This window comes from Bradyrhizobium sp. USDA 4353, from assembly GCF_054063215.1.
Window position 1 is genome coordinate 2,595,612 of record NZ_JBSSGB010000001.1, and the last position, 20,325, is coordinate 2,615,936.

A 20,325-nucleotide genomic window follows, 5' to 3' on the forward strand; every position below is an offset into this window, starting at 1 on the left:
CGCAGCACTCGCGCTCTGCTTGCGCCGACTCATTGCCCCCGCTCAGTCCCACTTCAGACGTAAAGGCTATCGATAACGACTTGCATCTACGGGGTGTGGGGAGACGGGTGATGGCGTTCACTGGGCTCAAATCTGCGGTTGTTTGTCTGAGCCTGCTCGCGCTACCCGCCCTCGCGGCCGACATGTCGACGGCGCCCTACATGCGTGCGGTCGAGACCAAGCCGTCGCTGCTGCAGATGCTGGCGGCGGCGTGGAGGCCGAAACAGGTGCACGCCGCGGCGGCACCGATACCGGCGCAAACGGCGAGGACCCGGCATGCGGCCGCGGCGCCGCGCAAGCCCAAATCCAACGACAAGGCTCCGCCCGCTGCTGCTGCGGCGCCGGAGACGCCGGTCGCGCAGCCGGTGACGGTCGGGGCGGCCGTCACCTCTCCCGCGCAGTCGTCCGAGGCCGAGCTTGCGGCCAAGGGCCTCGCGCTGTTCAACGATGCGAGCCTGTCCGGCGGCAGCAAGGCGTCCTGCGCGACCTGCCATTTCTCGACCGGGCATACCAACAACAAGACCTATGTCGGCCTCGACGTGGTCGCCGACGGCGATCCCAACGGCCGCAATACGCCGACACTATGGGGCGTCGGCGAGCGCTCGGTGTTCGGTTGGCAGGGCCAGGCCGCGACGCTGGAGGACAGCATCCGCGGCATCATCGTCAACCGCATGAAGGGGCCGGAGCCGTCGAAGGACACCTTGGCGGCGCTGGTGGCCTATGTCCGGACCTTGAACTATCCGGCGAACTGGCAGGTCAAGGAGGACGGCACGCCGCGCGACGATGCGAGCCCGGCGGTGAAGCGCGGCTTCGATCTCTATGTCGGCGACGGTGGCTGCGGCACCTGCCACCAGCTGCCGAGCTTCGACAAGAAGAGCAAGGACGACATCGGCACCGGCGGCAAGTTCAAGGTGCCGACCCTGCACGCGGTGGCGTCGACCGCGCCGTATTTCCACGACGGCCGCACGGCCTCGCTGCGCGACGCGGTCAAGCTGATGTGGGAGTTCTACGCCAAGAAGATGGAGTCGCGGCTGCCGACCGAGGCCGAGCTCGACGATCTCACGGCGTATGTCGGCGCGCTGTGACGCGCCGATATCTCGCTTTGCCTTAGTTAGATATTCGCGCCGAGATCGGCGATGTCGTCGAACAGCACGCCGGTCTTCGACAGCAGCGCTTCCAGCTCGTCCGTGGCGTCGGCGATGCCGCGGGTGGCGGTGTCGAGCACCAGCTCGGCGTCGAGCGGCGGCTCGTAGTCGTTGCCGATGCCGGTGAAATTCGACAGCGCGCCGGCGCGGGCCTTGGCGTAGTGGCCCTTGGGATCGCGGCTCTCGCAGATCTCGGCCGCCGTTGCGACGTAGACCTCGCGGAACAGGTCGCCGGCCACACGCCGCGCGGCGGCGCGGTCCTCGCGCGCCGGCGACACCGCGGCGACGATCGCGATGTGGCCGTTGCGGGCGAGATGGGTCGCGACCTCGGCGAGGCGGCGGATGTTCTCGGCGCGATCCTCCGGCGTGAAGCCGAGGTCCTTGTTGAGGCCGGCGCGCACGGTGTCGCCGTCGAGCAGCACGGGCGCGCCGCCGCGGCTGAACAGCCGCCGCTCCAGCGCGCGCGCCAAGGTCGACTTGCCGGCGCCGGGCAGGCCGGTCATCCACACGACAGCGCCCTTATGGCGGTAGCGGTCGGCGCGCTCCTGCGGCTGCAGCGCGGATTCCACGGGAATGATGTCCACGGGTGCCGCGCGCTTGCCCGCGGCGATCGACAGCACGAGTCCTCCGCCGGCGATGCGGCCCTGCACCTCGATCACGAGGCGGCCGGTGCGCGCGTTCTCGGTGTAGGGATCGACGGCGACCGGCTGGGTCAGCGCGATCTCGATCTCGCCGACATGGTTGCGCGCGATCGAGGCGTTCTCCTCGTTCGACAGCGAGCCGGGATCGACCGCCTTCTCGATCGCGACCACGCTGCCGCGCGCCTCGCGGGTGCCGAGCCGGACGAGAATGTTGTCGCCTTTGGCGAGCGGCTGGTCGTGCAGCCAGAAGATGCGCGCATGCAGCCGGCGCGCCGCCTGCGGCTCGCGGCCGACATGGGCGATGACGTCGCCGCGCTCGATGAACAGCTCACGGTCGAGCGTGATGCCGACCGAGCGGCCCGCGCCTTGCGCTGTGGTGACCGGCGTCTGCGGCCAGCCCTCGACGGTCTTGATCTTCGCGATCTTGCCGGCCGGCATGATCACGATCTCGTCGCCGGTGCGCAATTCGCCGGCCTCGACGCGGCCGGCCACGATGCGGCGATCGTCGAACTTGTAGATCGCCTGCACCGGCAGGCGCAGCGGCAGGCTCGACAGCGGCTTGGCGGGCTCCAGCCCGTCGAGCGCCTCGACCACGGTCGGACCCTTGTACCAACCGATGCGCGGGGTCAGTTGCGCGACGCCGTCGCCGTCGCGGGCGGAGATCGGGATCACCGCGACCGGCTTGACGCCGAGGCCCTGGAGATGCGCCGAGATCTCGGCCTTGATGTCGTTGAAACGCGCTTCGCCGAAATCGACGCGGTCCATCTTGTTGACGACGACGGCGACTTGGCGGACGCCGAGGAGATGCAGGAGATAGCCGTGACGGCGGGTCTGGTCGCGCACGCCTTCGAGCGCGTCGATGATCAGCACGGCGCCGTCGGCCTGCGAGGCGCCGGTGATCATGTTGCGCAGGAACTCGGCGTGGCCGGGCGCGTCGATCAGCACGACCTCGCGCGCATTGGTGCGGAAGCGGATCTGCGTGGTGTCGATGGTGATGCCCTGGTCGCGCTCGGTCTGCAGCGCGTCGAGCAGAAACGACCATTCGAACGGCATGCCGCGGCGGGCGGAGACCGCCTGCAACATTTCGAGCTTGCCGTCGGGCAGGCTGCCGGTCTCATGCAGGAGGCGACCGACCAGGGTCGACTTGCCGTGATCGACATGGCCGACGATGACGATTGAGACCTGCGGGCGGCTCGTGCCGTTCGGCGTGGCGGGGGCGGCGGCCGGGACTCTCATGTTCATGACCTCGCGCTCCGCTCAGAGATAGCCGGCGACGCGCAGACGCTCGAAGGCGTCCTCGGTCTCATGGTCGAGCGCACGGCCCGCCCGCTCCGGCACCTTGGTGCTTTCGAGCTCGGCGAGAATCTCCGCGATGTTCGAAGCGTTCGAGGCGACCGGGAAGGTGATGTCCTGGTCGCCGAGCGAGCGGTAGCGCTTGCCGTTCTTGGCGAGATAGAGCGGGATGATCGGAATGTTCTCGCGCGCGGTGTAGGCCCAGATGTCGGCCTCGGTCCAATGCAGGATCGGATGGATGCGCAAATGCGCGCCCTGCGGCGGTGAGGCGTTGAAATGGTCCCAGAATTCCGGCGGCTGGTCGCGGACGTCCCAATTGCCCTCGGCGCCGCGCGGCGAGAACACGCGCTCCTTGGCGCGGGTCGCCTCCTCGTCGCGGCGGATGCCGGCGATCAGGCCGTCAAAGCCGTGCTTGGCGAGCGCCATCTTCAGGCCCTCGGTCTTGCGCGCCGCCGAGCGCGCCGCGGGCGGCAGGGTCGGGTCGACGGCATCGATCGGCGGGCATGGCTCGACGCGGAGATCGAGGCCCCATTCCTGCGCATAGGTGTCGCGGAAGGCGTACATCTCCGGAAACTTCTTGCCGGTATCGACATGCATGGCGGGAAACGGCACCCGGCCGAAGAAGGCCTTGCGCGCCAGCCAGATCATCACGTTGGAATCTTTTCCCAGCGACCACAGCAGCGCGAGCTTCTTCAGCCGTGCAAAGGCCTCGCGGAGAATGTAAATGCTCTGCGCCTCGAGCTGGTCGAGATGATCCATCGTCGGCGCGGCGCCGAGGACGCGCGGCATGGAAGATGCTTGATCGAGCTCGGAAGAGGGCAACCGGTCTCTGGAAACGTCGTTGGTGAGAATGTGCATGCTGTCAGCCATCGCCTGCTTGGGAGAAAATTCTATGGCGAAGCCAAGAAATAATTTTCTCTTTACGTCTGCGGCGTGACACTTATATAGAAAATAATTCCAGTCAACCCTGAAGAGTCGAAGCCGAAGAGCGCAATGCAATATCTGCCGGTGTTTCTCGATCTGAAGACCGGCCCCGTGCTGCTGATCGGCGCGGGCGAGCTCGTGCGCGCCAAGCTGCGGGTGCTGCTGTCGGCAGGTGCCCGCATCCGCTGGTTCGCGACCGATGGCGATTTCGATCTCGGCGGATTGCACGACGATCATGGCCAGATCACGCGCGCCGAAGGCGATCCGCTGACGACGGATCTGTCGGGTGTGATTGCCGTGCTCTGCGCCGGCGCCGGTGATATCGGCGTCGCGATGTCGGCGCGGGCGCGCAGCGTCGGCCTGCCGGTCAACGTGATGGACGACCTCGCGCATTCGAGCTTCATCTTTCCGGCGATCGTCGATCGCGGCGACGTCGTGGTGGCGATCGGCACCGGCGGCTCGTCGCCGGTGGTGGCGCGCCGTGTGCGCGAGCGCATCGAGGCGCTGCTGCCGGCCCGCATCGGCGAGCTCGCGGGCTTCATCGGCGACTTCCGCAAGACCATCAATCCTCGCATCGCCGAGATGCCGCTGCGCCGCCGCTTCTGGGAGCGCGTCGTCGACGGCCCGATCGGCGCGTTGGTGCTCGCGGGGCGCAAGCACGAGGCTGCGGCGGCGCTGCATGGCATCGCCGATCCCACCGCATTCGCGGGCGCCGATCATGCCGGCCGCAGCGAAGGTCATGTCACCCTGGTCGGCGCCGGTCCCGGTGATCCTGATCTCCTGACCATCAAGGCGCTGCGCGCGCTGCAGGACGCCGACGTCGTGTTCTACGACGAGTTGGTGACGCCCGACATTCTCGACCGCATCCGCCGCGATGCCTCGCGCGTGCCGGTCGGCCGCCGCGTCGGCAAGCCGGGCATCGGCCAGGACGCCGTCAACAAGCTGCTGATCGACGCCGCCCGCGAGGGCAAGCGTGCGGTGCGCCTGAAGGGCGGCGACGCCTACGTGTTCGGCCGCGGCGGCGAGGAGGTCGACGCGCTGCGCCACGCCGGCGTGTCTTACACCATCGTGCCCGGCATCACCGCCGGCATCGGCGCCGCCGCGCAGTTCGAGGTGCCCTTGACCTTCCGAAGCAAGGCGCTGCGCATCACCTTCCTCACCGCGCACAAGGAGCGCGACGCCGAGGCCGTCGACTGGTCGGTCCTGACCGACACCAAGATGACCGTTGTCGTCTACATGGGCATGACTGCGGCGCCGGCTGTGCGCTCCGGCTTGCTTGCGGCGGGCCGCTCGCCGCAGACGCCGGTCGGCGTGTTCGCGCGCGTGACGCGGCCGGACGCGCAAGCCGCGGTCGGCACGCTCGATCAATTGCCGGATCTTGTCGCGAAAATCGACGGCGGTCCGGCCATCCTCATCATCGGCGACGTCGTGGCGCATTCGGCGCCCTGGCGTCAGCAGAATCTCAGTGGCGTGATTGCAAAACTCCTGGAACCCGTCTGAATGACCTCCCCGCTGCAACAGAAGATCAAGATCACCGGTCCCTCGATCGTCACCGCGAACCGCACGTGGGACGGCGCGGTGATCTACCGCACCGGTTCGAAGAGCTGGTCCGATGAGCTCGCGGATGCGGCGATCGTGCGCACCGCCGATGAGGCGCGCGCGCTGCTGACCGAGGCGGTGGCGGATGATCTCAACGCGATCGGTCCCTATATCGCGCCGGTCGAGGTCGCAGCCGACGGCGCGGTGAAGCCCGGCAATATGCGCGAACACATCCGGCTGACGGGCGCGACCATCGCGCTCCCGGCTCAAGCCTGAAGGCCTTCTCATGTATGCTTATGACGAGATCGATCGCACACTGGTCAACGAGCGTGTCGCCGAATTCCGCGACCAGGTGAAGCGCCGTCTCTCGGGCGAATTGTCCGAGGACGAGTTCAAGATGCTGCGGCTGCAGAACGGCGTGTACCTCCAGCTGCACGCCTATATGTACCGCATCGCCATTCCCTACGGCACCCTGGCGTCGAACCAGCTGCGCCGGCTGGCGCATGTCGCGCGTCGCTACGATCGCGGCTATGGCCACTTCACGACCCGGCAGAACATCCAGTTCAACTGGATCAAGCTCGCCGAGCTGCCGGATGCGATGGCGGATCTGGCCGAAGTCGGCATCCAGTCGATGCAGACCTCCGGCAACAATATGCGCAACGTCACCGCCGACCAGTGGGCCGGCGTCGCGCCGGGCGAGGTCGAGGATCCCCGCATCTGGGCCGAGCTGCTGCGCCAGTTCACCACGCTGCATCCGGAATTTTCATTCCTGCCGCGCAAGTTCAAGATCGCGATCACGGCCTCCGAGCATGATCGCGCCGCGATCAAGATCCACGACATCGGCCTGCGTCTGAAGAAGAACGAACAGGGCGAGACCGGCTTCGAGGTGCTGGTCGGCGGCGGCCTCGGCCGCTCGCCCTTCATCGCCAAGACCATCAAGCCGTTCGTGCACGGCCATGACATCCTGAGCTATGTCGAGGCGATCCTGCGCGTCTACAATCAGTACGGCCGCCGCGACAACATCTACAAGGCGCGGATCAAGATCCTGGTGCACGAGCTCGGCATCGAGAAGTTCGCCGCCGAGGTCGAGGAGGAATGGCAGCAGATCCGCGAGGGCGTGCTCAAGCTCGACGAGGGCATCGTCGAGGACATCCGCTCACGCTTCTTCTATCCAGCCTACGAGACGCTCCCGCACATGCCGGACGAGCTGAAGCAGGCTGCGCATGATCAGACGTTCGAAGCCTGGCGCAAGAACTCGGTGTTCCCGCACAAGCAGCAGGGCTACGCGATCGTCACCGTGTCGCTGAAGCCGGTCGGCAAGCCTCCGGGTGACGCGACCGCCGATCAGATGGATGCGCTCGCCGACATCGCCGACAAATATTCGTTCGGCGAGATCCGCGTCGGCCACGAGCAGAACCTGGCGCTGCCGCATGTGCGCAAGCGCGATTTGCCGGCGGTGTGGAAGGCGCTCGAGGCAATTGGCCTGGCGATTCCCAACGTCAACCTCGTCTCCGACATCATCGCCTGCCCGGGGCTCGACTATTGCTCGCTGGCCAATGCGCGCTCGATTCCGATCGCGCAGGAGATCACCCGCCGCTTCGCCAATCACGATACGGCGAACCTGATCGGCCGGCTGCACATCAACATCTCCGGCTGCATCAATGCCTGCGGCCACCATCACGTCGGCCACATCGGCATCCTCGGCGTCGAGAAGAACAACGAGGAATTCTATCAGATCACCATCGGCGGCCGCGCCGACGAGGGCGCCGAGCTCGGCACCCTGATCGGCCCCGCGGTGCCCTATGCCGAAGTCGCCGATGTCGTCGAGGACATCGTCGAAGCCTATCTTGCGCTGCGCGCGCGCCCTGAGGAGCTGTTCGTCGAAACGGTGAAGCGGCTCGGGGTCGAACCATTCAGGGAGCGGGTTTATGCCACTCGTTAAGGGCGGACATATCGTTGCGGACGAGTTCGTCCGCGTCACCGAAGACGCCGAGCTGCCGGCGCAGGGCGCGATCCTCGTCTCGGAGACGCGCTTCCTCGCCGGCCCCGACGCGCTGGTGAGCCGCACCGGTGGCAAGCTCGGCGTGATCTGGCCGAACAATCGCGACGTCGACGACCTCGTGCCCTATCTCGACCGGCTCGCGCTGGTCGCGCTGGTGTTCCCGAGCTTCCGCGATGGCCGCGCCTACACCCAGGCGCGTCTCTTGCGCGAACGCTACGGCTATCGCGGCGAGCTGCGCGCCACCGGGCAGGTGCTACGCGACCAGTTCGTATTCATGCTGCGCGCCGGCTTCGACGCCTTCGACGTCAAGAAGCAGGCGGATGCCGAGGCCTTCACCGAGACCGTGAAGCGCTATTCGGTGTTCTACCAGCCGGCCGGCGACGGCCGCATCTCGGCACTGCATCAGCGGCTGCAACAGCGTCATGCGGAGCGCGCCGGGCTGTGAGCACGCTGGCCGCACCAGATCAGGTCGAACAAGCTCCGGTCGCAGCGCTCGACGCCGCGCTGCGCACAGCTTCGCCGCACGAGGTCATTGCGGCTGCGCTGCAGGCGATCGGCCGCGAGCGGCTCGCGGTCGTGTCGTCGTTCGGCTCGGAATCGGCGGCCTTGCTGAAGGTGACGGCCGATGTCGATCCGGCCATTCCGGTGATCTTCCTCGACACCGGTCACATGTTTGCGGAGACGCTGGCCTATCGCGACCAGCTCATCGACATCCTCGGCCTGCGTGACGTCCGCTCGATCAAGCCGGATGCCGCAGCGCTCACGCGCGAGGATGCCGACAACGACCTCTGGTTCTCCGATCCCGACGCCTGCTGCCGCATCCGCAAAGTGGAGCCGCTGGCGCGCGCGCTGGCGCCGTTCACAGGCTGGATCAACGGCCGCAAGCGGTTCCAGGGCGGCCTGCGCGCCGCAATGCCGGTGGTCGAGCAGGACGGCGCCCGGGTGAAGTTCAACCCGTTCGCCAATGCCAGCCGCGACGACATCGCGGCGATCTACCGGTCGGCCAATCTGCCGCAGCATCCGCTGGTGGCCTCCGGCTTCCGCTCGATCGGCTGCATGCCCTGCACCAGTCGCGCGGACGCGGGCGAGGACGAGCGCGCCGGCCGCTGGCGCGGCCGTGGCAAGACGGAGTGCGGCATCCACACGGTGGCGACCTCAGGGGTGTAGTTGGAATCCCCTGGCGTCTGTTCGGCGACCAGACGATGTTGTTCGTGGCAAAGAACAGCTATCCCAATGCCGAACGCATCGTAGCAAAATGCTGACGTCTGGCCGGAAACAAGAAAATCCGGTTCCGTTGACTCTGATGGGCACATCCGGCGATTTGAGGTGTGCGCCTGCGATATCGCGGGCCTGGAAATGGAGAGCTTGGATGATGCGGCGTGTTCTGGCTGTGGTGGCGGGCCTGGCATGGGCGGGATCGGCCTACGCGGCTGATATCAATCTGCTCAACGTGTCCTACGATCCGACCCGTGAGCTCTATGTCGAGTTCAACAAGGCGTTCGCTGCGAGCTATCAGAAGGAGACCGGCAAGTCGGTCGAGATCAAGCAGTCGCATGGCGGCTCAGGCGCGCAGGCGCGCAGCGTGATCGACGGCCTGCAGGCCGATGTGGTCACCCTGGCGCTGGCCTATGACATCGACGCCATTGCCAACAAGGGGCTGCTCGACAAGGAATGGCAGAAGCGGCTGCCGCAGAACGCCTCGCCCTACACCTCGACCATCGTGTTCCTGGTGCGCAAGGGCAACCCCAAGGGCATCAAGGATTGGGACGATCTGCTGAAGTCGGGCGTCGACGTGATCACGCCCAATCCGAAGACCTCCGGCGGCGCGCGCTGGAACTATCTGGCCGCCTGGGGCTATGCGCTGAAGAAGACCGGCTCGGCCGACAAGGCCAAGCAGTTCGTGGCCGACCTCTATAAGCACGTTCCCGTGCTCGACACCGGCGCGCGCGGGGCGACCGTCACCTTCGTGGAACGCGGCGTCGGTGACGTGCTGCTGGCCTGGGAGAACGAGGCGTATCTGGCCCTGAAAGAATTCGGTAAGGAAAAGTTCGAGATCATCTCGCCGTCGCTGTCGATCCTGGCAGAACCGCCAGTTGCCGTCGTCGATACGGTCGTGGCCAAGAAGGGCACGCAGGCGGCCGCTGAAGCCTATCTGAAGTATTGGTATACGAAGGAAGGTCAGGAAATCGCCGCACGAAACTTCTATCGTCCGCGCGATGCCGACGTTGCCAAAAAGTACGCCGAGTCGTTTGCCAAGGTCGATCTGTTCACGATCGATGACGTGTTCGGCGGCTGGACCAAGGCCCAGAAGGATCACTTCGCCGAGGGTGGCGTGTTCGATGAGATCTACAAGAACTGATTGTCCGGACGGGGAGGACATTGGATTGAGCCAGGGAATGAGCCAGGTGGCTTCTTGAGCGTATTAGCACCCCGACGCAGCACCTTGCCGGGCTTTGGTCTCACCATGGGACTGACGCTGACCTGGCTGTCCTTGATCGTGTTGATTCCCCTGGCCGGACTGTTCGTTCGCTCCACCGATCTCAGCCTCATGCAGTTCTGGGACATCGTCACCAGCCGGCGCACCTTGAGTGCGCTGAAGATTTCGTTCGGGCTGTCCTTCGCGGCCGCCTGCGTCAACCTGGTGATGGGTACGATCGTGGTCTGGGCGCTGGTGCGCTACCGGTTCCCGGGCCGGCGTTTGTTCGACGCCATCGTCGACGTGCCGTTCGCGCTGCCGACGGCGGTCGCCGGCGTGGCCCTCACGGCGCTGTTCGCACAGAAGGGCTGGCTCGGCGCGCCGCTGGCGGCAGCCGGCATCAAGGTGGCGTTCACGCCGCTCGGCATCTTCATCGCGATGATCTTCATCGGCATCCCGTTTGTGGTCCGCACCGTGCAGCCGGTGCTGATCGATCTCGATCCGGAGATCGAGGAGGCGGCTGCCAGCCTCGGCGCCAGCCGCTGGCACATCGTCACCAAGGTCATCCTGCCCAGCCTGACGCCGGCGCTGCTGACCGGCTTCGCGCTCGCCTTCGCCCGCGCCGTCGGCGAATACGGCTCGGTGATCTTCATCGCCGGCAATCTGCCGAACGTCTCGGAGATTGCCCCGCTTCTGATCGTCATTCGCCTCTCCGAGTTCCGCTATGCCGACGCGACGGCCATTGCGGTCGTGATGCTTGTGGTGGCATTCGTGATCATCTTCGCGGTGAATCGCCTGCAACGCTGGGCCCAGGCCCAGGCGCCTGCAACTTGAGGGCCGCGTCATGAGCATCGAGATGACCCTGCAACGGACCTCAGACGCATCGGCTCGCAGCCATGCCGAAACGGCCGCCCGGCGCGATCCGCGCGCGGAGCCGACGGTCGTGCGTTTTGCCATCATCACGCTTGCGATTGCCTTCCTCTCGATCTTCGTCGTGCTGCCGCTGGTGGTCGTGTTCGTCGAGGCATTCGCCAAGGGCATTGCCGCCTATCTCTCGGCGCTGGCGGATCCCGAGGCGTGGTCGGCCATTCGGCTCACGCTCGGCGTGGCCGCCGTCTCGGTCGGCACCAACCTGGTGTTCGGCCTCGCCGCCGCCTGGGCAATCGCGAAGTTCGACTTTCCGGGAAAGACCTTCCTGATCACGCTGATCGACCTGCCGTTCTCGGTCAGCCCCGTGATCTCCGGCCTCGTCTTCGTGCTGCTGTTCGGCGCGCAAGGCTTCTTCGGGCCCTGGCTGCAGGCGCACGGTCTGCAGATCCTGTTCGCCTTCCCGGGCATTGCGCTCGCCACCATCTTCGTCACCTTCCCCTTCGTGGCGCGCGCGCTGATCCCGCTGATGCAGGAGCAGGGCACGCAGGAGGAGGAGGCGGCGATCTCGCTGGGCGCGTCGGGCCTCCAGACCTTCTTCCGCGTCACGCTCCCCAACATCAAATGGGGCGTGCTGTACGGCGTCCTGCTCTGCAATGCGCGCGCGATGGGCGAGTTCGGCGCGGTGTCGGTGGTGTCAGGCCATGTCAGAGGCGAGACCAACACGATGCCGCTGCTCGTCGAGATCCTCTACAACGAGTACCAGATGGTGGCCTCGTTCGCGATCGCCTCGCTGCTCGCCATGCTGGCGCTGATCACGCTGGTCGCCAAGACCATTCTCGAACGCAACATCGACGAGGACATGCCTCATGACCATTGAAGCGAGAGGCGTCGTCAAGACCTTCGGCGCGTTCAAGGCGCTCGACGGCGTCGACCTCAAGGTCGCGAGCGGCGAGCTGCTGGCATTGCTCGGGCCGTCCGGCTCGGGCAAGACCACCTTGTTGCGCATCATCGCCGGGCTGGAATGGCCCGATGCCGGCGAGATCCTGTTCGACGGCGAGAACGCGCTGGATCGTGGCGCGCGCGAGCGTCACGTCGGCTTCGTGTTCCAGCATTATGCGCTGTTCCGGCACATGAGCGTGTTCGAGAACGTCGCCTTCGGCCTGCGCGTGCAGCCGCGCCGCATCCGCAAGAGCGAGGCGCAGATCCGCGCGCGCGTGAAGGAGCTGCTCGATCTCGTGCAACTCGACTGGCTCGCCGACCGCTATCCGAGCCAGCTCTCCGGCGGCCAGCGCCAGCGCATTGCGCTTGCGCGTGCGCTCGCCATCGAGCCGCGCATCCTGCTGCTCGACGAGCCGTTCGGCGCGCTCGATGCCAAGGTGCGCAAGGAGCTCAGGCAATGGCTGCGCACCTTGCATCATTCGATCAACGTCACCTCGATCTTCGTCACGCATGACCAGGAGGAGGCGCTCGAGGTCGCGCATCGCGTCGTCGTCATGGACAAGGGCCGCATCGAGCAGGTCGGCTCGCCCAGTGACGTCTATGACAGTCCGGCAACCGCGTTCGTGCACGGCTTCATCGGTGAATCGATCATGCTGCCGGTGGAGGTCGCCGGCGGCGCGGTGCATCTCAACGGCCGGCCGCTGGACATCATTGCCGAAGGCGCGGCTGCGGGAGCATCGACCTTGTTCGTGCGCCGCCACGACATGATGATCGGCCCGGCCGAGAGCGGCACGTTGCATGGTGCCGTCACCCACGTCCGCAGCTTCGGCCCGGTGCAGCGCGCCGAGATCGCGCTGAGCGAAGGCTCCACCATCATCGAGATCGACGCCCCGCGCGACCGCGAGCTCCGCATCGGCGACCGCATCGGCCTCAAGCCGCGGCACTATCGGATCTTTGCTGGATAAGCGTGGGTTGTTCGCTGCGTAGCGCTCGTGCGGTGGCAGCGTGCCCTGCAGGACCTGTTCGTCAGTACGCTGGCTCCTCAATCATCGGTGTCGTCCCGGCCTCCGAGCCGGGACCCATACTCCGTGACATCTGTTGTGGCCTTCGCTCGATCGGCAGCGTGCTTCACCACGACCGCCGCGGCGTATGGGTCCCGGCTCGGAGGCCGGGACGACAGCGGGAATGTGGCGCCGTCCTTGGCTTGACCGAACCGGCATTATGGTTGACCAACCGTTACTCGGCCGAAACGGCTCGAATTGCGCCGATGGAACTTACCGGCGATTCACCTTTCAGCCACGGTTGATGTGCAACAACCCGCCTCTCTTCTCGGCATAGGGACTGGTTCATTGAAGCATCCGGCATTCGCTCTCTCCATCGCATTCCTGCTCGCCGGCTGCGCGGCGGAGACGACGCCGGTCGTGCAGGCACCGACCATGTATGCCGACATGGCAGTCGCCGGCGCCAAGCTCGATGCGGTCGCCGCGGCGACGATGATCTCACAATACCGTCAGAACAACGGGCTCGGCATGGTCGAGGTCGATCCCGAATTGATGCGGCTCGCCGAGTCGCAGTCGCAGGCGATGGCCGACAAGAACAAGCTCGATCACGACGTGCGCGCGCCGCTGGCCAAGCGGCTGACCGGCGCCGGATATGATGCCGCCGTCGCGGTCGAGAACGTCTCGGCGGGTTATCACACGCTCGCGGAAGCCTTTTCCGGCTGGCGCGATTCGCCGCCCCACCGCGCCAACATGCTGAAGAGCGGTGTCACAAAAATAGGCATTGCCGCGAGCTATGCTCCGAATACGAAATACAAGGTGTTCTGGACCATGATCCTGGCCGCTCCGGACAGCAAGAAGCCTTCCTGACAGGCACCGCTGCTTGCTGCGCGGGCGGCAACCTGTCCGGTTGGGCCTCACCGCTGGCCGGAGGCGACCTATTCCGGAGGTTGATTTGACGTTATCAGGAACTCACGCCACGCTGGCGCAACTGCTGATAACCGATCGATTGACATGAATGCTCATCCGCTGCCGGCTCCGCCGACAACTCCGTCCGATGCCAAGCGCGTGCTCGTCCTGCAGGGCGGCGGCGCGCTCGGCTCCTATCAGGCCGGCGCCTATCAGGCGCTGTGCCATTTCGACTTTGAGCCGGAATGGGTCGCCGGCATTTCCATCGGAGCGATCAATTCCGCGATCATCGCCGGCAACGAGCCCGAGAGGCGCGTCGAGCGCCTCAAGGAATTCTGGCACATGGTGTCGTCGCCGGTGCCGTGGAAGCCGCTGCTCAACGGCGATCATCACCGCTCGGCCTTCAACGAGGCGAGCGCGGCGCTGATCGCGGCGTTCGGCGTGCCCGGCTTCTTCACGCCGCGCTTTCCGCCGGCGCCGCTGTGGCCCGCCGGCACGCCGCAATCGGTGAGCTATTACGACACCGCGCCGCTGAAAAAGACGCTGGAGCGGCTGGTCGATTTCGATCGCATCAACGATCTCAAGACCCGGCTGTCGGTCGGCGCCGTCGGCGTGTCCACCGGCAATTTCACCTATTTCGACAATGTCGAATTCAAGAAGCAGGGCAAGCGTATCACGCCCGAGCACATCATGGCCTCGGGCGCGCTGCCGCCCGGCTTCCCGCCGGTGGAGATCGACGGCGAGCATTACTGGGACGGCGGCATCGCCTCCAACACGCCGCTCGACTACGTGCTCGACATCGGCACCGACCGCGATCTCCTGATCTTCCAGGTCGATCTGTTCTCGGCACGCGGCGAGCTGCCGCGCACCTTGCTGGAAGCCGCCGAGCGCGAGAAGGACATCCGCTATTCCAGCCGGACGCGGATGAACACCGACAAGAACCGCATGATCCACAATCTGCGCAAGGCGTTCCGCGAGCTCTACGGCAAGCTGCCCGACGATCTGCGCAACGATCCCTCGCTGGAGATCCTGTGCAAGGCGGCGCAGGAGAACACCGTCACGGTCGTGCACCTGATCTATCGCAGCAAGAACTACGAGACGTCGTCAAAGGATTACGACTTCTCCCATGTCGCGATGGTCGAGCATTGGGAGGCGGGAGTGCGCGACGTCCATTTATCGATGCGCCACAAGGACTGGCTGGAGCGGCCGCAGTCCGGCGAAACCATGGTCACCTACGATCTCACGCAGGACGGCAACCTCGCTGCCGCCAAGAAGGAGTAAAGCAATGACGACGAATCTGAAGGGCAAGACCGCGGTGGTCACTGGCTCGACCAGCGGCATTGGGCTCGCGATTGCGCGCGGCTTCGCCAGCGCAGGCGCCAATGTCGTGATCAACGGCTTCGGCGCGCCTGATGACATCGAGAAGGAGCGCGCGGCGATCGAGAGCGAGTTCAAGGTCAAGGCGGTGCATTCGCCGGCCGACATGACCAAGCCGGCCGAGATCGCCGGCATGATCGCGTTGGGTGAGAGCACGTTCGGCTCGGTCGACATCCTCGTCAACAATGCCGGCATCCAGTTCGTCTCGCCGGTCGAGGATTTCCCGGCCGAGAAGTGGGAGCAGATCATTGCGATCAATCTCTCCTCGGCGTTCTACGGCATCCACGCCGCCGTGCCCGGCATGAAGAAGCGCGGCTGGGGCCGCATCATCAACACGGCGTCCGCGCACTCGCTGGTCGCCTCGCCGTTCAAGTCGGCCTATGTCTCGGCCAAGCACGGCATCGCCGGCCTGACGAAGACCGTGGCGCTCGAGCTCGCGACCCACAAGATCACCTGCAACTGCATCTCGCCGGGCTATGTCTGGACGCCGCTGGTCGAGAAGCAGATCCCCGACACGATGAAGGCGCGCAACCTCACCAAGGAGCAGGTCATCCACGACGTGCTGCTCGCCGCGCAGCCGACCAAGGAGTTCGTCACCGTCGACCAGGTCGCCGCGCTCGCGCTGTTCCTGTGCAGCGACGAGGCGGCGCAGATCACCGGCACCAACCTGTCGATCGACGGCGGCTGGACCGCGGAGTAGCCGCGGCACAGCAACGGACAAAGCGCCAGTTTCGCGCCGAAGCGGGTTTCGCTTCGGCGCGCGTCATTCTACAAGCGTGCGTTCCACGACCAGCGCACGGATCTTCCTCTTGTTGACCACGATCATCGGCCTCGGCGCCGCCACCTGCACCACATGCTCGTTCCTGCCCCAGGTCATCAAGGCCTGGCGCTCGCGCTCGACCCATGACATCTCGATGGGCATGTTCGTGCTGCAGACCACCGGCAATTCGATGTGGCTGCTCTACGGTGCGCTGATCAGCGATTTGCCGCTGGTGGTCGCCAACGCGATCACGCTCGGCCTCGTGGCGGCGATCCTCGGCCTCAAGCTGCGCTACGGCTAGGCTGCGCCGCGCGTCGCAACGATCAGCTGCGGCGGGCGAAGATGTTGGTGTTGGTCGACGCGACGCTCTGGCCCGGCGGCAGCACGACCACGGTCGAGCCGAGCTGGACATGACTGTAGAGGTCGGCGACGTCGGTGTTGGTCATCCGGATGCAGCCCGACGAGATGGCCTGGCCGATATATTCGGGCTGGTTGGTGCCGTGGATGCGGTACAGCGTGTCCTTGTTGCCCTCGTAGAGATAGATCGCGCGGGCGCCGAGCGGATTGGCCGGCCCGCCGGCGACACGCTTCGGATAGGGCCCGAGGCGCGCCTGGATGTCGGCCGTGGGAACCCAGTCCGGCCACTCGGCGAGCTTGCCGACAGTGGCGACGCCGGAGAACGCCATTGCCTCCTCGCCGACCGCCACGCCATAGCGGATCGCCTTGCGGTCGGGCAGGACGTAGTAGAGCAGTCGCGCATCGGTATCGACGACGATGGTGCCCGGCTGTTCCTCTCTCGTGTACTCGACGATGTGACGCTGGAACTGCTGCGGGATCTGCGCCTCGGCATAGGGCGCGCGGGCCAGTAGCTGGCGATCGCGCGGCGTCAGGGCGGCATCGGTCGTCGGCGACAGCGTCGCTTCCATGCAGCCGGCCAGCATCAATGTTGCGGCCAGCGATAGCGCGACCCCCAGTCTCGACATCTCGTTCTCCCCCAGCGCACGGTCAAATCATGTGCCCGGAGGATCGCGCCAATATCATGGCGGTGCACCCAACACTTGCGTGATCGGCGCGTGTGCCGACGCTGCGCGTTGCGAGGTTCTCAGTTCCGTCCAGCGCAGGACAAGATGACGCAACAGATGCGACGAGACCGGTTCCTCACGAGGCCTTGCCGAAGGCGAGAACGTGAAGGCCGAGCCGCTGCTTGACGATGCGAAACAGCAGCACGGTCTCGAACACCAGCGACAGCGAGGTCGCGGCCGCGGCGCCATGGCCGCCGAAGCGCGGCACCAGCAGGATGCACAGGACGAGGTTCATCACGAAGGCCGCCGCATAGGCCATCGCGCAGGCGCGCTGCTGGCCGAGCATGTTCAGGAGCCGCTCCACCGGGCCGATCGCCGCGCGCACCACGAGGCCGATCGCGGCGATGAACATGATGTCGTAGCCGGTCGTGAACTGCGCGCCGAACAGAAACAGCAGCGGCTTGCCGAGCGCGAGCAGCACCAGCGTCGCGGCGAGCGAGGGCCAGAACGTCCATTTGATCGCGTAGGCGACATAGGCCGACAGCCGCGCCTTGTCGCCGAGGGCATGATATTCGGCGAAACGATGCGCCGTCGTCGCCGACATCGCGTAGTGAATGAACGACACCAGCGCCAGCGTCTTCACGACGGCGAAGTAGATGCCGACCTCCTCGGAGGAACGGAATTGCTGCAGCACCAGCACATCGGTGTAGGACAGCAGCAGATAGAAGCTCTCGACCAGAAGGATCGGCAGCGAGATCGCGAGCCAGCCTCGCACATCGTACTGCTTCGGTCCATTCTCGATGTGACGATCGAGCCTGCGGTTCAGCACCAGCATCTGGCCGAGCATCGCGATCCACACCGCGGCTGCGCTTGCCGCCATCGCGGCGGTCGCGCCGAGATCGAAGCCGAGCACGAAGGCGCCGGCGGTGAAGCCGATGATCAGGGATTGCCGGATGATGAATTGCGGCATCAGGCCGAGGCTCATCCAGTCGTGCGAGCGCGCGATGCCGTCCTGGGTGTTGGCGACGACGAAGGCCGGCAAGGTGAGGCAGCCGATGTAAAGCGGCATGCGCTCGCTCGGATCGATCCAGGGCGAGAGCAGGGCGATCAGGCCGGCGAGCAGCAGCGCGGCGATGGTGGATGTCGCGAGCGTCAGCCAGCGGCCGCCGGAGAGGAAGCCGCGCAGCAGCGCGTGCTGGTTCGAGGTGCGGTAGTCCGGGATGATCTTCTGCGCCGAGGATGCGATGCCGAAATCCAGCATGCTGCCGAGCAGCAGCACCCAGGTCCAGACATAGACGTAGATGCCGTAGTCCGAGCCGCCCATCCAGCGCGCGAGCAGGATCTGGCTGAGATAAGCGAGCCCGGCGCTGAGCACGCGGATGATGAAGATGGTGCCGGCCAGCCGCCGCGTCAGCGAGGCCTCGCCGCTGCCGCCGAGCGCGGCCAGGCGCGCCTTCAGCCGCGCTGCGAGGCGCGTCGATGTCGTGTCGTTGCGGGCGTCGATCACGGCCACGGCAGAGGCTCCACGGCCGCGCGGATCGCGGCTGAGGATCCTCTCCTATCAACGCATCGTTAAGAATCGGTTGGGCGGGCGCGACGTGAGGGCGTTACGGCAGGTTGACGTTGAACTCGTAGGCCTTGTCCGGTCCGACGACCGTGAGCTTCAGCGCCGCGCCGTCTGGCTTGACGCCCGGCGGTACGCCGTCGAGCTCGAAAGCGAAGCGCTTGATGCCGGGCGTGCCGCTGTCGCGCGCGGTCGGGATCGGCAGCGCCCAGTCCGGCGTCGGACCCTCGACATAGAGGTGCACGCCGCGCGGATCGGCGACGGCGATATCGACGATGACGTCCTTCTTGCCGTCGCGCTTGATGTCGCGGATCGTCAGCGGATTGGTTTCGCCGACATTGACCGGCTTCGGCACCGCATCGAGCGCCGCCGACAGCGCGGTGTCCTCGGTGCTGGCGACGCTGGTGAAGGCGAGCTCGGCCTTTGCGTCCACCGGGATGCAGATCTTCTCGCAGACCGCGTAGCTGATATCGGCGCGCAAGGTCATCGGCTTGTCCGGGCTCTTGGCGACGATGCGCAGCGGCAGCACGACCTGGTCGTGATAGCCGAGCGAATGGCCGCCGGCGCCATCGTCGAATTTGGTCGGCGCCGGCCATAGAACCGTCACCGCTTCGACGTTCTCCGACTTGGAAAAGTCGAACCGCGGCGGCACGCCGGAATCGCCGGGCGTGCGCCAATAGGTCTTCCATCCCGGCTGCAGCTGAAACGCGATGCCGCCGAGCATCACCGGCCCGCTGCGCGAGCCGGCGAGCAGGCGCACTGCGGAATGGCTGTCGCGCTGCCAGGGCGAGGAGTCCTGCGCCCGCGCGCCGGACACGAGGCAGGACGACGCGAGGCAAGATGACGCGAGGGCGATGGCGAACAGTGTGGCGGAGTGATGAGGAACCAAGGCGGACATGAGACGTCTTTAGAGTGCTGTTCAGGCGCAAACCATTGAATTGCTTGTGAGGCGGATTCCGTCGCGGGGACCTGAACCTTGATTGACAGATGCGCATCCCAATATCAGGATATCAACGATCATGAGAGTCCTCGCGGATGAATCCTGAAGCAAAAAGGCTGGGCGACATTCGCCGCAAGGTAACGGGGATCGGCGACCACGCCTCTCACGGCGGCTACCTCGACGGCCAGTTGCTGGTTGCAATGCCCGTGATGGGCGATTCCCGCTTCGAGCGCTCCGTGATCTATCTGTGCGCGCACTCCGCTGAGGGCGCCATGGGTATCATGGTGAACCGCCCGGCGGGCAGCATCGATTTCCCGCAGCTCCTGATGCAACTGAATATCATCGAGAAGGGCAATCAGATCAGCCTGCCCGACAGCGCCGAGACCATGAAGGTGCTGAGCGGCGGCCCGGTCGATACCGGCCGCGGCTTCGTGCTGCATTCGAGCGACTACTTCATCGCCAACGCCACGCTGAAGATCAACGATGGCGTCTGCCTGACCACGACCATCGACATCCTCAAGGCGATCGCCAAGGGCAATGGTCCGAAGCACGCCATCCTCGCGCTCGGCTATGCCGGCTGGCGCGCCGGCCAGCTCGAGGAGGAGATCCAGGACAATGGCTGGCTGCATTGCGACGCCGACCCGGACCTGATCTTCGGCGACAATGTCGAGAACAAATACGATCTGGCTTTGCGCAAGATCGGCATCGATCCCGGCATGCTGTCGAATGCCGCGGGGCATGCATAGGCGCGATCGCACCGCTCCTGCGGCTCTCAAAGTTCACAACAAGGTTTTACTAGGACTCACTGGCTACCCCCGGGTCGTCCCGGCCCCCGCGCCGGGACCCATACGCCGCGGCGGGTGTGGTGACGCAAGATGGCGATCGAGCGGGCTCAATAACAGGCGTCACGGAGTATGGATCCCGGATCGGCGTCCGGCATCGCTTGC

Annotated in this window: 20 protein-coding genes; 15 read left to right on the forward strand and 5 right to left on the reverse strand. The window is 65.9% G+C overall.

Features of this window, described 5'->3' with window-relative positions:
- Positions 1-110 precede the first annotated feature (110 nt).
- Entirely contained in the window at positions 111-1,124 is a 1,014-nt protein-coding gene (locus ACVILH_RS11625; protein ID WP_456713008.1) for a cytochrome-c peroxidase, read from the forward strand.
- A 26-nt stretch (positions 1,125-1,150) separates the two neighbouring features.
- On the opposite strand, the gene cysC is transcribed toward ACVILH_RS11625, so the two are convergent.
- Positions 1,151-3,067 carry an adenylyl-sulfate kinase gene (gene cysC, locus ACVILH_RS11630; protein WP_456713009.1) on the reverse strand — a complete coding sequence of 639 codons (1,917 nt, stop codon included), beginning with the start codon at positions 3,065-3,067 and terminating at the stop codon, positions 1,151-1,153.
- Positions 3,068-3,082: 15 nt separating this feature from the next.
- Entirely contained in the window at positions 3,083-3,877 is a 795-nt protein-coding gene (gene cysD, locus ACVILH_RS11635) for a sulfate adenylyltransferase subunit CysD (RefSeq protein ID WP_434918021.1), read from the reverse strand.
- A 234-nt stretch (positions 3,878-4,111) separates the two neighbouring features.
- Here cysD and cysG point away from each other — a divergent pair, with 234 nt between their 5' ends.
- The 13 genes from cysG (at position 4,112) to ACVILH_RS11700 (ending at position 16,153) form a co-directional block, all read left to right on the forward strand.
- Entirely contained in the window at positions 4,112-5,542 is a 1,431-nt protein-coding gene (gene cysG, locus ACVILH_RS11640; RefSeq protein ID WP_456713010.1) for a siroheme synthase CysG, read from the forward strand.
- Positions 5,543-5,857 carry a DUF2849 domain-containing protein gene (locus ACVILH_RS11645; RefSeq protein ID WP_456713011.1) on the forward strand — a complete coding sequence of 105 codons (315 nt, stop codon included), beginning with the start codon at positions 5,543-5,545 and terminating at the stop codon, positions 5,855-5,857.
- Positions 5,858-5,867: 10 nt separating this feature from the next.
- The gene (locus tag ACVILH_RS11650) at positions 5,868-7,523 is read left to right on the forward strand and encodes a nitrite/sulfite reductase (protein ID WP_456713012.1); all 1,656 of its coding nucleotides are present in this window, start codon (positions 5,868-5,870) and stop codon (positions 7,521-7,523) included.
- On the forward strand, positions 7,510-8,028 hold the full coding sequence (locus tag ACVILH_RS11655; protein WP_456713013.1) for a DUF934 domain-containing protein: 519 nt from the start codon (positions 7,510-7,512) through the stop codon (positions 8,026-8,028). The genes ACVILH_RS11650 and ACVILH_RS11655 overlap by 14 nt, the downstream gene beginning before the upstream one ends.
- On the forward strand, positions 8,025-8,750 hold the full coding sequence (locus tag ACVILH_RS11660; protein WP_456713014.1) for a phosphoadenylyl-sulfate reductase: 726 nt from the start codon (positions 8,025-8,027) through the stop codon (positions 8,748-8,750). The genes ACVILH_RS11655 and ACVILH_RS11660 overlap by 4 nt, the downstream gene beginning before the upstream one ends.
- A gap of 202 nt (positions 8,751-8,952) precedes the next feature.
- Positions 8,953-9,942, forward strand: a complete 990-nt coding sequence (locus tag ACVILH_RS11665; protein WP_456713015.1) for a sulfate ABC transporter substrate-binding protein — start codon at positions 8,953-8,955, stop codon at positions 9,940-9,942.
- Positions 9,943-9,996: 54 nt separating this feature from the next.
- On the forward strand, positions 9,997-10,833 hold the full coding sequence (cysT, locus tag ACVILH_RS11670; protein ID WP_456713016.1) for a sulfate ABC transporter permease subunit CysT: 837 nt from the start codon (positions 9,997-9,999) through the stop codon (positions 10,831-10,833).
- A gap of 10 nt (positions 10,834-10,843) precedes the next feature.
- The gene (gene cysW, locus ACVILH_RS11675) at positions 10,844-11,746 is read left to right on the forward strand and encodes a sulfate ABC transporter permease subunit CysW (RefSeq protein WP_456713017.1); all 903 of its coding nucleotides are present in this window, start codon (positions 10,844-10,846) and stop codon (positions 11,744-11,746) included.
- A complete protein-coding gene (locus ACVILH_RS11680; RefSeq protein WP_456713018.1) occupies positions 11,736-12,773 on the forward strand; it encodes a sulfate/molybdate ABC transporter ATP-binding protein in 1,038 nt (345 codons plus the stop codon). Before cysW ends, ACVILH_RS11680 begins: the two co-directional genes overlap by 11 nt.
- 384 nt (positions 12,774-13,157) lie before the next feature.
- Entirely contained in the window at positions 13,158-13,676 is a 519-nt protein-coding gene (locus ACVILH_RS11685) for a CAP domain-containing protein (RefSeq protein WP_456713019.1), read from the forward strand.
- Positions 13,677-13,820: 144 nt separating this feature from the next.
- Complete coding sequence (locus ACVILH_RS11690; protein WP_456713020.1) at positions 13,821-14,996, forward strand: DUF3734 domain-containing protein; 1,176 nt, start codon at positions 13,821-13,823, stop codon at positions 14,994-14,996.
- Between the two features lie 4 nt (positions 14,997-15,000).
- Positions 15,001-15,792: a 3-hydroxybutyrate dehydrogenase gene (locus ACVILH_RS11695; RefSeq protein WP_456713021.1), complete on the forward strand. Its 792-nt coding sequence runs from the start codon at positions 15,001-15,003 to the stop codon at positions 15,790-15,792.
- A 109-nt stretch (positions 15,793-15,901) separates the two neighbouring features.
- Positions 15,902-16,153, forward strand: coding sequence for a SemiSWEET transporter (locus ACVILH_RS11700; RefSeq protein WP_006614646.1), 252 nt, complete (start codon positions 15,902-15,904; stop codon positions 16,151-16,153).
- A 22-nt stretch (positions 16,154-16,175) separates the two neighbouring features.
- On the opposite strand, the gene ACVILH_RS11705 is transcribed toward ACVILH_RS11700, so the two are convergent.
- The 3 genes from ACVILH_RS11705 to ACVILH_RS11715 form a co-directional block, all read right to left on the reverse strand.
- Positions 16,176-16,835, reverse strand: coding sequence for a L,D-transpeptidase (locus ACVILH_RS11705; RefSeq protein WP_456713022.1), 660 nt, complete (start codon positions 16,833-16,835; stop codon positions 16,176-16,178).
- Between the two features lie 175 nt (positions 16,836-17,010).
- Positions 17,011-18,387: a lipopolysaccharide biosynthesis protein gene (locus ACVILH_RS11710; protein WP_456713023.1), complete on the reverse strand. Its 1,377-nt coding sequence runs from the start codon at positions 18,385-18,387 to the stop codon at positions 17,011-17,013.
- 94 nt (positions 18,388-18,481) lie between these two features.
- Positions 18,482-19,336 carry a protein-disulfide reductase DsbD domain-containing protein gene (locus tag ACVILH_RS11715; protein ID WP_456713024.1) on the reverse strand — a complete coding sequence of 285 codons (855 nt, stop codon included), beginning with the start codon at positions 19,334-19,336 and terminating at the stop codon, positions 18,482-18,484.
- A gap of 137 nt (positions 19,337-19,473) precedes the next feature.
- On the opposite strand from ACVILH_RS11715, the gene ACVILH_RS11720 reads away from it, so the two are divergent.
- Positions 19,474-20,124, forward strand: coding sequence for a YqgE/AlgH family protein (locus ACVILH_RS11720; RefSeq protein WP_006614642.1), 651 nt, complete (start codon positions 19,474-19,476; stop codon positions 20,122-20,124).
- The last annotated feature ends 201 nt before the right edge of the window (positions 20,125-20,325 follow it).